Below are 11,816 nucleotides of genomic sequence, written 5' to 3'. Positions count from 1 at the left end.
CTGAACGGTGCAGACGTCGGACGGTTGTCACCGCGGGGAGGGTTGCCGGGGCTCCAGGACGTGACACGCCCGGAGCGCCAGACTGCCGCTCCCACGGACGTGCCTCCGGTCCGAAGCACATGGAGCACGTGCCCCCGCTCATGGACCCCAAACGGGTCGGGTTTCGCGTGCGGCCGGTTTCCATCACCGCCTGCCTGGTACTCGGCAGAGTGCTGTCTTTGTCCACCCGCACCGCCCCGTAGGAGGCCCTCATATGAGCACCGACGTCGCCGACCGCATCCTGTCGCGCCTGCGCGAGTGGGGAGTCGAGTGCGTCTTCGGCTATCCGGGTGACGGCATCAACGGCCTGCTGGCGGCCTGGGGACGCGCCGACGACCAGCCGCGTTTCATCCAGTCCCGGCACGAGGAGATGTCCGCGTTCGAAGCGGTCGGGTACGCGAAGTTCGGGAACCGGCTCGGTGTGTGCGCCGCGACGTCCGGTCCCGGCGCGATCCACCTCCTCAACGGCCTGTACGACGCCAAGCTCGACCATGTGCCGGTGCTGGCCATCGTCGGGCAGACCGCCCGCAGCGCGATGGGCGGCTCGTACCAGCAGGAGGTCGATCTGCACTCGCTGTTCAAGGACGTCGCCTCCGACTTCGTCGAGACGGTGACCGTGCCGGAGCAGCTGCCGAACGTACTGGACCGGGCGATCCGTACGGCGTACGCCCGGCGCTGTCCCACCGCTGTCATCGTGCCGGCGGACGTCCAGGAGCTGGAGTACACGCCGCCGCCGCACGCCTTCAAGATGGTCCCCTCCAGCCTGGACCGCAGTAGCTGGACCGCGATGCCCTCGCCGGACGCGCTGCGGCGGGCGGCCGAGGTGCTCAACGCCGGCGACAAGGTGGCGATCCTGGCGGGTCAGGGCGCGGCGGGGGCGCGCGCGGAGGTCCAGGAGATCGCGGAACTGCTGGGGGCGGGCGTCGCGAAGGCGCTGCTCGGCAAGGACGTGCTGTCCGACGAGCTGCCGTACGTCACGGGCTCCATCGGGCTCCTCGGCACCCGTCCGTCGTACGAGATGATGCGGGACTGCGACACGCTGCTGACCATCGGCTCCAGCTTCCCGTACTCCCAGTTCCTGCCCGAGTTCGGCAAGGCGCGGGCCGTGCAGATCGACATCGACCCGCACATGATCGGGATGCGCTATCCCTACGAGGTGAACCTCGTCGGCGACGCGCGGGCGACGCTGCGCGAGCTGATCCCGCTGCTGCGGCGCAACGAAGCGCGCGACTGGTTCGACGAGATCTGCGCGGGCGTCGAGCGGTGGACGGAGATCATGGAGCGGCGGGCCGCCCTGTCCGCCGACCCCGTCAACCCGGAGTACGTGGCGGCGCAGCTGTCACCGCTGCTGCCGGACCACGCGATGGTGACGGCGGACTCGGGGTCGGCGACCAACTGGTACGCGCGCCATGTGCGGCTGCGCGGCGACATGCGGGCGTCGCTTTCGGGGACGCTGGCCACGATGGGGTGCGGTGTGCCGTACGCGATCGGGGCGAAGTTCGCGCATCCGAACCGTCCCGCGATCGCGCTCGTCGGTGACGGGGCGATGCAGATGAACGGCATGGCGGAGCTGATCTCGGTCGCGAAGTACCGGCACCTGTGGGAGGACCCGCGCCTGGTGGTCGCCGTCTGGAACAACCGGGATCTGAACCAGGTGACCTGGGAGCTGCGGGCGATGGGTGGCGCGCCGTCGTTCCTCCCGTCGCAGTCCATCCCCGATGTGTCGTACGCGGACTTCGCGCAGTCGATCGGCCTCACCGGGATCCGGGTGGAGAAGCCGGAGCAGGTGGAGAGCGCGTGGCGGACCGCGCTGGAGGCGCAGGGGCCGGTGGTACTGGACTTCGTCACCGACCCGTCGGTGCCGCCGATCCCGCCGCACGCGACGTGGGACCAGATCGAGGCGACGGCGTCGGCGCTCGTGAAGGGTGACGCGGAGGCCGGCGCGGTGATGAAGCAGGGCCTGAAGTCGAAGCTCCAGGAGTTCCTGCCGGGCAGCCCCCGGCCGGGCGCGGACGACTGAGAAATTCGCCGCTTCCGGGAAGTCCGCCGCTTCCGGCGCCGGAACCTCATTCGCCGGACGGGCTCACCACCGGGCCTGTCCGGCGATGGCGACGGCGATTGCCCTTCGCCTCTGTCGCTGCCGCTGTCGGCAGGATGAATTCCTCGTAACGGCCGAGCGCGATGATCACGCCCAGCATGAGAACCGGAATGAGTACCGGGATCAGCACGGCTAAGCCCACCATGGCCCTGTCCTTCCTTGGGACGGCCTGTGTGCCGGGTCACCAGCACGGCGGTGCGCAAACCCCCTGGAAGCAATGCTTTCGGGCACGGGAACGCTCCGGGCGCGGCCCGCACCGCCGCCGTTCGAAGCGGTGCGGGACGCGCCCGGAGACTCATCCCATTTCCCAGTGGCCGCTCAGCCGCGCACCGAGTCCCCCGTGCGAGGGGGCTCAAACACCACGGGCCGGCGAATGTTTGCCGCCCGCGCCACGGGTACCCGCGCCGTAGCCGACAGCGCGAGCGAAGACGCGAGTGAAGAGAGATGAGGCGGACAGCCATGGCTCAGTTCGTGAGGGAAGTCATGACGGCAGGTGTCGCAGCCGTACGGCCCGATGCCTCGCTCGTCGAAGCGGCGCAACTGATGCGCGCGCAGGACATCGGTGATGTGCTGGTGGCGCGGGACAACCAGCTGATCGGTGTGCTCACCGACCGGGACATCGCGTTGCGCGCGGTCGCGGACGGCGTCGATCCCCTCACGGTCAGCGCCCAGTCCGTATGCACCCCGGCGCCGGTGTGCGTCGGACCGGACGACGAGGTGTCGACGGCCGTCGCCCTGATGCGGCAGCACGCCATAAGGCGGCTTCCCGTCGTCGAGGACGGCCTGCCTCTCGGCGTGGTGAGCATCGGCGATCTCGCGGAGTTCCAGGACCCGCAGTCTGCGCTCGCCGACATCAGCCGGGCAGCGCCCAGCGCGGGCCCCGGCACCGGCGCCTGAGACACCGGCGGCACGGTACAGACAGCACGGCATGAACAGCACGGCATGAGACAGCACAACACCACGGAACGCAGTTCCGGGGAAGGAGCACGATGCGGATCGCGTTTCTCGTGGCGCCGGAAGGCGTCGAGCAGGTCGAACTCACCGAGCCCTGGCAGGCGGTGACCGACACGGGTGACACACCCCGGCTGATCTCCACGAAGCCGGGCAGGATCCAGGCGTTCAAGCACCTCGACAAGGCGGACACCTTCCCTGTCGACCAGGTGGTCGGCGACGCGTCCGTCGACGAGTACGGCGGCCTGGTGCTTCCCGGTGGCGTCGCCAACCCGGACTTCCTGCGCATGGACGAGAAGGCCGTGGCGTTCGTACGCGCCTTCTTCGACGCGGGCAAGCCGGTCGCGTCCATCTGCCACGGCCCCTGGACGCTCGTCGAGGCGGACGTCGTACGCGGCAGGACCCTGACCTCGTGGCCCAGTCTCCGTACCGACATCCGCAACGCGGGCGGCACCTGGGTCGACGAACAGGTGAAGGTCTGTGACGCGACCCCCGCCACCCTGATCACCAGCCGCAAGCCGGACGACCTCAAGGCGTTCTGCGCCACCTTCACCGAGGAGTTCGCCCGGTCGGCCAAGCCCTGACCCAGCCTTGACCGAGCCCCAGCCCCGGCCCGGACCCGGCGAGTCCGGGCCGAGCGGGCCCGGTGGCATGGCGCGGGCGTCAGACGCGGCGCCCCAGCAGCGAGAGCAGCTTGGTCTGCACGTCGGCTCCCGGCGGCGGCTCCACCGGAGCGGCGAACAGGCCGCTCTTCTCCAGCTCGGCGGAGTACGGCCCCACTTCGCGCACCGCGAAGTTCACCAGGTCGTCGGGCAGCCGCTCGTCCGCGCCGATCGCCCGCGCCAAATCCCAGGCGTGCACCACCAGGTCGGCCACCATCTGCGAGCAGTACGCCGAGCAGGGGGTCTCCCCGTACGACAGCCGCACGGTCCGCTCCAGCGCCCCCGGCGCCGTGAACGCCTCGCGAGCGCCCGCCGCCGCCCGGTCCCAGACAGCCACCGGGTCGTCGCCCAGCGCGTCGCCGTCGGGGTCGAAGCCGAAAGCGCCGCCGGCGCCCTCCTCGGTCGTGCGCTGGTCCGTCACCAGCGGGGGTACCCATAGCTGTTCCACGGTCAGGTGGTTGACGAGTTCGCGCACCGACCAGTCGGTGCAGGGGGTCGGTGCCTGCCACTGGTCCTCGCGTACGGCGTGCACGTGACCGCCGAAGAGGGCGAGCGCCTCGCCGTGACGCGTGAGGAGCGGATTCAGGTTCGAGTCCATAGTGTTCATGGTTCACCTTCGGGTACCCGGCGTGCACGTCCTGCCAGACATCCCGGAGGGAGAAATGGACCTCTCATTCCTCACCCCACTGTACGAACGTCCCGGCCCGTGGGCTTCCGTATACGCCGCTACGTCGACCGTCGACGAGGCCACACCGGAACAGCGCGAGCTCGCTCTCGCGGGTGAGGAGCCGGTGTGCCTGCTGGCGTACGTCGACCGCAAGGGCGCCGATTTCGAGTTGGAGGAGAGCCGGGCGGGTCTGGTGGTCCTGGCGGGCGACGAGCGCGAGCGTCGCGCCGTATACGACGCTCTTCCGCTGCGGCTTCAGCCGCTGACCGTCGAGACGGACCACGGCGGCCGGTCGGCCGGGGCGGACTCCCGGCTGCTGGACGAGGACGTGGAACGGGCCAGGCAGGAGCACGCGCGCCGGCGGGCCGCCGCCGAGCTGGAGCGCTTCCGGGCGGCACGCGACCCGTCGGCGGACGGCGGCATCGTCATCGCGGCCGAAGGGGTGCCGGCGCTCGTGGACGCGGCGCGTGAACACCGGATCTCGGAACTGCTGGTGGACCCCGACGGGCCGGACGCCGGCCGTGAGGTGTGGGTGGGCGACGAACCCCACCAGTTGGCGGTACGCCGCACGGACGCGCGCTACCTGAGCGACGGCGAGCCGCACACCGCCCGCGCCGACGACGCCCTGCTGCGCTCGGCGGCCATGACCGGCGCCGAGGCGATCCGGGTCCCGCCGGCCGACGGCACCGCCCCGGTCGCCGGACCCGCGGGCGGCCTCGGCGCGCTGCTGCGGTGGGCGTGGCCGGACGGGACGTAACAGCGGGGGCATAGCCGTGCCGGAGGGGTCGGCGGGCGTGGCGTTGATTCGGAAGGCTTCGCGCCGGGTACTCGCGTGCCATGTCTTCTGCGTATTCAGCACGCACGCATGTCCCGCCCCGGGCGCCGGGGCGGATCGCCGCCTGGCTGAGCGCCCGTGACCGGGCGCTCTTCCATGGCGTGGCCACCCATCACTGGCCGGGCGCCGACCGCGTCCTGCCGCGACTCAGCCATGGGGCGAACCACGGTCTGCTGTGGTTCGGTACGGCCGCCGGGATAGCGGCCGTCGGCGACAGCACCCGCGCCCGCCGGGCCGCCCTGCGCGGGGTCGCCTCGCTGGCACTGGCCTCGCTGGCCGTCAATACCGTGGGGAAGCGTTCGGTACGCCGGGTGCGGCCCGTCCTGGACGCGGTGCCGCTGATCCGGCAGCTCAAGCGCCAGCCGATCACGACCTCCTTCCCCTCCGGCCACTCGGCGTCCGCCGCCGCCTTCGCCACCGGTGTCGCGCTGGAGTCCAAGGGGTGGGGTGCGGTCGTGGCGCCGGTCGCCGCGTCGGTGGCCTTCTCCCGCATTTATACGGGCGCGCACTATCCGAGCGATGTACTGGCCGGCGTGGCGCTGGGCGTCGGAGCGGCGTTCGCAGTGCGCGGGCTCGTACCCACGCGGGCGCAGATCCCCGCGCCGGGGAGGCCGTACACCGAAGCGCCTTCTCTGCCCGGCGGGCAGGGCCTGATCGTCGTCGCCAACAAGCGGTCCGGTTCCTCGGCCGCGAAGGCGGCGATGGTGCGGGACGCCCTGCCGCGCGCCGAGGTCGTCGAGTGCGAGCCCGACGAGCTGTCGGCCGAGCTGGAGAAGGCCGCGCAGCAGGGCCGGGCGCTCGGAATCTGCGGCGGGGACGGCACGGTGAACCAGGCCGCGGTCGTCGCCGCCCGTCATCGGGTACCGCTCGCCGTGTTCCCCGGCGGCACGCTCAATCACTTCGCGTACGACCTGGGCATCGAGGAAGTCGACGACACCTGCCGGGCCCTGGCGTCCGGTGACGCGGTCAAGGTGGACCTGGGCCGGTTCACGCCAGGGCCGGGGCCGGGCGGGGAGCCGGGCTATTTCCTCAACACCTTCAGCCTGGGCGTCTACCCCGAACTCGTACGCATCAGGGAACACTGGGCCCCGCGCATCGGCGGCTGGCCCGCCGGCGTGCTGGCGGCGGCCGAAGTGCTGCGCGCCGAGCGGCCGCTGGAGGCGAACATCGGGCAGCACAAGGGCCGCCACCGCAAGTTGTGGATGCTGTTCGCCGGCAACGGCATGTACCAGCGCTTCGGCCCGACCCCCGGCCGGCGGCACAACCTGGCCGACGGGCTGCTCGACGTACGCGTGGTGCACGGCGGGCGGCTGCCCGGCCTGCGGCTGCTGGCCGCGGCGCTCGCCGGGCCGCTGAGCCGCTCTCCCGTGCACGCCGCCCAGCGGCTGCGCCGGGTGTGGATCTCGGGCCTGGCGCCGGGCACGCTGCTCGCCTACGACGGTGAAGTGGCCGAGGCTCCACGGGAGTTCGTCATCGACAAGGCCGACGAGGCGCTCACCGTATACCGTCCGCTACCTCTGTAACGGCTTCGGACGGGGCCTCCGTGACATCGAGAAAGACCTGGTCGGCATGCGGCCAGGTCTTTTTCACAGCCCGCTTGATGCGCACGCAGACGAGTTCCACCTCCTCGCTGTCCATCCCCGGCATCAGATCGACACGGGCCGCCACCAGCAGCGAGTCGAGCCCGAGCTGCATGGTCAGCAGCTCCGCGACGTTGTCGATCTCCGGCTGGGCCTCGATGAGTGCGCGGATGTCCGCGCGCAGTTCGGCGTCGGCGGCCTCCCCGATGAGCTGGGCACGGGCGTCCCGGCCGAGCAGGTAGGCGACGTACCCGAGGAGCAGGCCGATGGAGAACGACGCGACGGCCTCGTAGACCGCGTCCCCGGTCACCATGTGGAGTCCCATGCCGGCGGCGGCGAGGAGCACTCCGACCACCGCTGTGCCGTCCTCCGCGACGACCGTGCGCAGGGCGGGGTCCTTGCCGAGACCGGAGCCCGGCTGGCGCCGCGCCTGGTAGAGGGCTCGGACCAGGGACGCGCCCTCGGCGAGCAGGGCGACGCCGAGGACGGCGAGCCCGGCGACGTAACCGGTGTGCGACTCATTGCCGCCGGTCCCGCTGAGGGCTTCGAAGCCCTGGAAGAAGGAGAAGCAGCCGCCCATGAGGAAGATGCCGACGGCGGCGAGCAGGGACCAGAAGTAGCGCTCCTTGCCGTATCCGAAGGGGTGTTTCCGGTCGGCCGGACGGCGGCTGCGGCGCAGGGCGGCGAGCAGGAAGACTTCGTTGACGCTGTCCGCGACGGAGTGCGCGGCCTCGGAGAGCAGGGCGGGTGATCCCGATATGAGTCCGCCGACTGTCTTGGCGACGGCGATGACGAGGTTGGCGGCGAGTGCCACAAGCACGGTGTTCCGGGTCTTGCGGTCGGATTTTCCGGTCACATCAGCTCTCAGTGTGTGCAGTGTACGAGGACAAATTCCGGGCACTCGGAGCTCAGGAGGTGCACACAATGGTTCCTATTCTTCTGGTTCTTCTTCTCGCACTTATTCTCTTCGGTGCCGGTTTCGCGGTGAAGGTGCTCTGGTACGTCGCCATCGCGGTCCTTGTCATCTGGCTCCTCGGGTTCCTGATGCGAAGCACTTCGGCGTCGGGAGGCAGGTCGCGTTGGTACCGGTGGTAGAGAAGTCGAGATAAGTGGGGCGGCGGCCTTCGGGCCGCCGCCCCTTTCTTATTTGCTTATTATTTGCTTTCGCTCTATTCGCCTTTGGGCAGCAGCGGTCCCAGGGGGCCCAGGTCAATATTGAGGTCCTCGGGTTCGAGACCGAACCGGGTGCGCAGGACGTCCATCCGGTCCTCCAGGAGCATCAGTGTCATACCGATCCGCTCCTCCTGCTCCTCGCTGAGATCCCCGGTCTCCACACGGCGCAGCGCCTGGCGTTCCATCAGCTGGCGCAGCAGCTCCACGACCGTCAGGACGAGCTTGACGAGGTCGCGTTCGACGGTGTCGGCGTCGAGCTCGACACGGCGGCGCCCTTCGGTGGTTTCGGTGGTCACAGGGACTCCTCCTCCTCGAACGGGGACGGCACGTTGACGTTGACGGAGCTGATGAGGGCGTTGAGGTCGACCCGTACGAGATCGACGTCGGCGATACGCAGGGTCAGGTCGCCCGTGATCACGACTCCGCCGGCCAGCAGCCGGTCCAGCAGGTCCACGAGGGCAAGCTGGCGCTGGGCGAGGGGGCCCGTTCCGGTGACCGGCTGCGCCGTCATCGGGCCGCCCCTGCCTCTTCCTGCCCTGCCTGCCCTGCCTGCCCCGCGAAGGAGTACGGGGCCCAGGGGCCGGTGAGTTCCACCCGTACGCCCTGTTCCTCCGGCGCGAGCCGGCGGACCTGCGCCACGAACTCCTCGCTGTGCTCCCGTGGCACCAGGTACGCCGCGTTCAGGACGTTCTGTCCCCGCGCCTCGGAAAGCCGGGAGTCCTGCGGGCGGTGCAGGGCGGCGGCCTGTGCGCGCTGCGAGAGTTCCGCGTGGAGCGTGCGCGACAGGGCGTCGGCGCGCTCCCAGACGCTCTCGCGCGCCTGGCGCATGCTGAGGCGCCGGCGCAGGTAGTCACGGCCGGACGCCGGGGCGGCGGCCGGCGCCGCCTGCGGCGCCCCGGACGGAGCGGGCTGAGAGCTCGGGTCCGGTTCGGGATCGGCATACACCTTGACGCCCCACTCGACCCGTCCGTCCAGCCGCTCCAGTGTCTGTACGAACCGGTCGTGGCCCGCGTCGAGCAGCCTGCGTACGCCGCTGTCGTCCAGGCACACCGTGGCCAGACGCAGCGGCACGGGGCAGGTGACGGTGGTCATGGCGCCGATGACGGCCTCGTGGACGCGGGCCGTGGCGGTGAGCCAGTCGAGGTTCTCCAGGTGCGCCTTGAGCGGCGCCTCGGCGAAGTCCTCGGCAGGTACCGGGCTGACCACGGCGACGAGGTCGCCGTGGTGCAGCAGCCGGGGCGGCTCACCGTCGAGGCCGCACACACCCTGGGGGAGGACGCCGTCGAAGGGCCGGGTGACCGCGTACACGTAGCGCAGTTCGTTCATGCCTCGTCGTCCTTGCGCTCTGCGAGTGCGGGCGCCGCCTCCAGGTCGGCGATGCGCCGCTGCAACCGCTCGTTCTCCTCGGCGAGTTCACGGCGACGGGCGCCGGTGGAGAGAGACGGGTCGTCCTCCCACCAGTCGATGCCCATTTCCTTCGCCTTGTCGACAGAAGCGACGACGAGGCGCAGCTTGATGGTGAGAAGTTCGATGTCGAGGAGATTGATCTTGATGTCTCCCGCGATGACGACACCCTTGTCCAGTACCCGCTCAAGAATGTCGGCGAGATTCGCGCTTCCATTGGCGGCGTACGGGTCGGGAAGTCTGTTCGGCGTCGTCATCGGCGGCCCCGGATTCCGCTTTCCGCGGTGAGGACGCCCTGTGCGGGGTCATTGGCCGGCTTGTCGTTCATGGCGTCGGGTTCCTCTTCTCCAGCCGGTCCAGGAGTTCGTCCTCGCGGCGGTCGAATTCGGCCTCGTCGATCTCTCCGGCCTGCAATTGCCGTTCCAGTGCGGCGAGTTCGCGCTGGATGGCCGACGGGTCGTAGTACTGCCGTTCTGCCTCCGTGACCACCTGCCGCAGCACCCATGAGGTGCCGCGGACAGGGGCCAGCGGCAGGAGAAGCAGCTCTCCCAGGAGACCCATCGTCGCGTCACTCCACGAAGCTGTAGGGCGGCAGCGGGCCGTTGACCTGGAGTACGAGGTGGGGGTGCTCCTTGCGCAGCGCGTCCACCGCCTCCACGAAGTCCGCTGTGTGGTCGCGGTCGACGAGGAAGGAGACGTTCGCCAGCCAGCCGCTGCTCTCGGGCCCCGGACTGACGGCTTCCGCCGCCCCCTCCAGGGCCTGGCGCACCAGTTCGCCGTCGCGCTTCTCGCGCTGCTGCACCGCCGCCACGACACGTTCACCGAGCCGCAGCTTCTGCTCGTACGTGCCGCCGCCGGCTGCGCGGTTGGCTTCGTTGAGCGCCCGCAGTTCGGCGTCGTCCGCGAGTACCTGGTGCAGGACGGCCTCCTCGTCGTGCGAGGCCTTCACGTTGTACTCGACCTTCTTGTCGAGTGCGTCGAGCCGCTCCAGGTAGTGCTTCTCGCGTTCGGCGAGCACCGTGCGTACCGACTCGTCGTCGGTCGACAGGCTCCCGAAGCGCATCGGCAGCACGGCGCCCACGGCGCCGGCCTCCGCGAGCACGGTCTGGTGCGCCAGCAGATCGCGCCGCTTGGGCCGCAGGTCCTGGGGCGCGTCGCTCACCAGGGCGGTCAGCTCGCCGGTCCTGAGGGCGCGTACGGGCATCGGCGGGTCACCGACCCCGTTCGTGGGCTGGGGCAGTTCGGGGTGGTCGCCGCGTGCGATGCCGTAGACGTACGTACTCACTCCTGCTCCTCCTTCCGGCGGGACGTGGTGCTGCGCCGGGCGCGCGGCTTGGACTCGGACTGCTCGTCACCGCCGCCGCGGACCTGCTGGAACGCGTCGGAGATGGTCTCGGCGGCGCCGGACAGCGCCCCCTTGGACTTGCCCTTGGCGCCGGACTCGGTGACCTCGCCGACGATTTCGGGGAGGCCGGGGCTCTTGTTGGCGCCGGTTTCGAGGTCGAGGCGGTTACAGGCCTCCGCGAAGCGCAGGTACGTGTCGACGCTCGCCACCACGACCCGGATGTCGATCTTGAGGATCTCGATGCCGACCAGGGAGACGCGCACGAATGCGTCGATGACGAGCCCCCGGTCGAGGACGAGCTCCAGGACGTCGTAGAGGCCGCTGGTACCGCCGCCGCCTCCACCTTGCTGTGCCGGGACTACGGTCATGCCGACCGGCCCTCCTTAGTGTGGGAGTCTGGGTGTTTATGAACGGTCTGCCCTGCCGCGCTCGTAGCGGCGGACGCGCCGGTAGCCGGTGAGCGCCCCGTAGGCGTCGAGGGTGACTTCGTACGACGCGAGAAGGCTCATCGTGTCGGGGACCCGGGCCAGTTCGAGCACCTCGATCCGCAACATCCAGCCGTCGTCCTCCATGCGTTCGAAGGACGAGACCGATTCGGCCTCCATGCCGGTGAGCTCCGCCAGTTGTGCCCGCGCTCCGCGCAGCACATCCATCGGGCCCGGCAGACTTTCCGTCTTGCTGCTCTGTGTCTTGCTCGGTGAACTCTGGTTGTCTTTCGGCTCGTTCTCGGATTCCTCGGACGTATCTGACTTTCCGGATGTACCAGATGTATTTGCCATTGCAGCCTCCGACATCGGGTAACCCGTGACGCCGGGTCCAAACTCCGCGACGCCTGAACGTCGTTCGAAACCGCAAGACCGCGTGACGGGTCCGCTCAGCGCAGGCGGCCGGGGCCCGTCAACGACGAGCTGCGGGCGGCGAGTTCCTTGTACTGGCGAAGCGGCCGCGGGAGAGCGGCTCGTCGAGCTGGTCCGGGAGCGCGTGTACGCGGGGGCGATGACCAGCTTCAACCACTACGCCCTGGACTGGCTCTACAAGGTGGCGGCCGGGATCCGGCCGACC

General features: G+C 70.2%; 17 protein-coding genes. 6 read left to right on the top strand and 11 right to left on the bottom strand.

Going from position 1 to position 11,816, the window contains the following annotated elements:
* The first annotated feature begins 253 nt into the window (after positions 1-253).
* Positions 254-2,059, top strand: coding sequence for a thiamine pyrophosphate-requiring protein (locus tag G412_RS0116290; RefSeq protein WP_028813016.1), 1,806 nt, complete (start codon positions 254-256; stop codon positions 2,057-2,059).
* Positions 2,060-2,105: 46 nt separating this feature from the next.
* Here G412_RS0116290 and G412_RS39690 read toward each other — a convergent pair whose 3' ends face one another.
* On the bottom strand, positions 2,106-2,282 hold the full coding sequence (locus G412_RS39690; RefSeq protein ID WP_157839110.1) for a hypothetical protein: 177 nt from the start codon (positions 2,280-2,282) through the stop codon (positions 2,106-2,108).
* Between the two features lie 314 nt (positions 2,283-2,596).
* Between G412_RS39690 and G412_RS0116280 the strand changes: the two genes are divergently transcribed.
* Both G412_RS0116280 and G412_RS0116275 read left to right on the top strand, forming a co-directional pair.
* Entirely contained in the window at positions 2,597-3,034 is a 438-nt protein-coding gene (locus tag G412_RS0116280) for a CBS domain-containing protein (RefSeq protein WP_028813015.1), read from the top strand.
* A gap of 92 nt (positions 3,035-3,126) precedes the next feature.
* On the top strand, positions 3,127-3,672 hold the full coding sequence (locus tag G412_RS0116275) for a type 1 glutamine amidotransferase domain-containing protein (RefSeq protein ID WP_028813014.1): 546 nt from the start codon (positions 3,127-3,129) through the stop codon (positions 3,670-3,672).
* 79 nt (positions 3,673-3,751) lie between these two features.
* On the opposite strand, the gene G412_RS0116270 is transcribed toward G412_RS0116275, so the two are convergent.
* A complete protein-coding gene (locus G412_RS0116270) occupies positions 3,752-4,357 on the bottom strand; it encodes a TIGR03086 family metal-binding protein (protein ID WP_028813013.1) in 606 nt (201 codons plus the stop codon).
* Positions 4,358-4,412: 55 nt separating this feature from the next.
* Between G412_RS0116270 and G412_RS0116265 the strand changes: the two genes are divergently transcribed.
* Together G412_RS0116265 and G412_RS0116260 are read left to right on the top strand one after the other, a co-directional pair.
* Positions 4,413-5,174: a baeRF2 domain-containing protein gene (locus G412_RS0116265; RefSeq protein WP_028813012.1), complete on the top strand. Its 762-nt coding sequence runs from the start codon at positions 4,413-4,415 to the stop codon at positions 5,172-5,174.
* An 80-nt stretch (positions 5,175-5,254) separates the two neighbouring features.
* On the top strand, positions 5,255-6,775 hold the full coding sequence (locus G412_RS0116260; RefSeq protein ID WP_078607032.1) for a bifunctional phosphatase PAP2/diacylglycerol kinase family protein: 1,521 nt from the start codon (positions 5,255-5,257) through the stop codon (positions 6,773-6,775).
* On the opposite strand, the gene G412_RS34720 is transcribed toward G412_RS0116260, so the two are convergent.
* A complete protein-coding gene (locus G412_RS34720) occupies positions 6,747-7,688 on the bottom strand; it encodes a cation diffusion facilitator family transporter (protein WP_244283026.1) in 942 nt (313 codons plus the stop codon). The two genes, G412_RS0116260 and G412_RS34720, sit on opposite strands and share 29 nt — an antisense overlap.
* 68 nt (positions 7,689-7,756) lie before the next feature.
* Here G412_RS34720 and G412_RS0116250 point away from each other — a divergent pair, with 68 nt between their 5' ends.
* Positions 7,757-7,927, top strand: coding sequence for a hypothetical protein (locus tag G412_RS0116250; RefSeq protein ID WP_028813010.1), 171 nt, complete (start codon positions 7,757-7,759; stop codon positions 7,925-7,927).
* 74 nt (positions 7,928-8,001) lie between these two features.
* Here G412_RS0116250 and G412_RS0116245 read toward each other — a convergent pair whose 3' ends face one another.
* From G412_RS0116245 to G412_RS34715, 8 genes are all read right to left on the bottom strand, one after another.
* Positions 8,002-8,301 carry a gas vesicle protein K gene (locus tag G412_RS0116245; protein WP_028813009.1) on the bottom strand — a complete coding sequence of 100 codons (300 nt, stop codon included), beginning with the start codon at positions 8,299-8,301 and terminating at the stop codon, positions 8,002-8,004.
* Positions 8,298-8,516 (bottom strand): gas vesicle protein, encoded by a 219-nt coding sequence (locus tag G412_RS0116240; RefSeq protein ID WP_028813008.1) that lies wholly within the window; start codon positions 8,514-8,516, stop codon positions 8,298-8,300. The genes G412_RS0116245 and G412_RS0116240 overlap by 4 nt, the downstream gene beginning before the upstream one ends.
* The gene (locus G412_RS0116235; RefSeq protein ID WP_028813007.1) at positions 8,513-9,331 is read right to left on the bottom strand and encodes a GvpL/GvpF family gas vesicle protein; all 819 of its coding nucleotides are present in this window, start codon (positions 9,329-9,331) and stop codon (positions 8,513-8,515) included. Before G412_RS0116235 ends, G412_RS0116240 begins: the two co-directional genes overlap by 4 nt.
* Positions 9,328-9,666: a gas vesicle protein gene (locus G412_RS0116230; protein ID WP_028813006.1), complete on the bottom strand. Its 339-nt coding sequence runs from the start codon at positions 9,664-9,666 to the stop codon at positions 9,328-9,330. Before G412_RS0116230 ends, G412_RS0116235 begins: the two co-directional genes overlap by 4 nt.
* A 67-nt stretch (positions 9,667-9,733) precedes the next feature.
* Positions 9,734-9,970, bottom strand: a complete 237-nt coding sequence (locus G412_RS0116225; RefSeq protein WP_028813005.1) for a gas vesicle protein GvpG — start codon at positions 9,968-9,970, stop codon at positions 9,734-9,736.
* Positions 9,971-9,977: 7 nt separating this feature from the next.
* A complete protein-coding gene (locus G412_RS0116220) occupies positions 9,978-10,694 on the bottom strand; it encodes a GvpL/GvpF family gas vesicle protein (RefSeq protein WP_028813004.1) in 717 nt (238 codons plus the stop codon).
* Positions 10,691-11,122, bottom strand: coding sequence for a gas vesicle structural protein GvpA (locus tag G412_RS0116215; protein WP_028813003.1), 432 nt, complete (start codon positions 11,120-11,122; stop codon positions 10,691-10,693). The genes G412_RS0116220 and G412_RS0116215 overlap by 4 nt, the downstream gene beginning before the upstream one ends.
* 36 nt (positions 11,123-11,158) lie before the next feature.
* On the bottom strand, positions 11,159-11,533 hold the full coding sequence (locus G412_RS34715) for a gas vesicle protein GvpO (protein ID WP_028813002.1): 375 nt from the start codon (positions 11,531-11,533) through the stop codon (positions 11,159-11,161).
* Positions 11,534-11,816 lie beyond the last annotated feature (283 nt).

This window comes from Streptomyces flavidovirens DSM 40150 (assembly GCF_000429085.1).
In the GTDB taxonomy this organism is placed as follows: domain Bacteria; phylum Actinomycetota; class Actinomycetes; order Streptomycetales; family Streptomycetaceae; genus Streptomyces; species Streptomyces flavidovirens.
The sequence above is the reverse complement of the archived record's forward strand: the minus strand, read 5'-3'. Positions and strand labels throughout refer to the sequence as shown.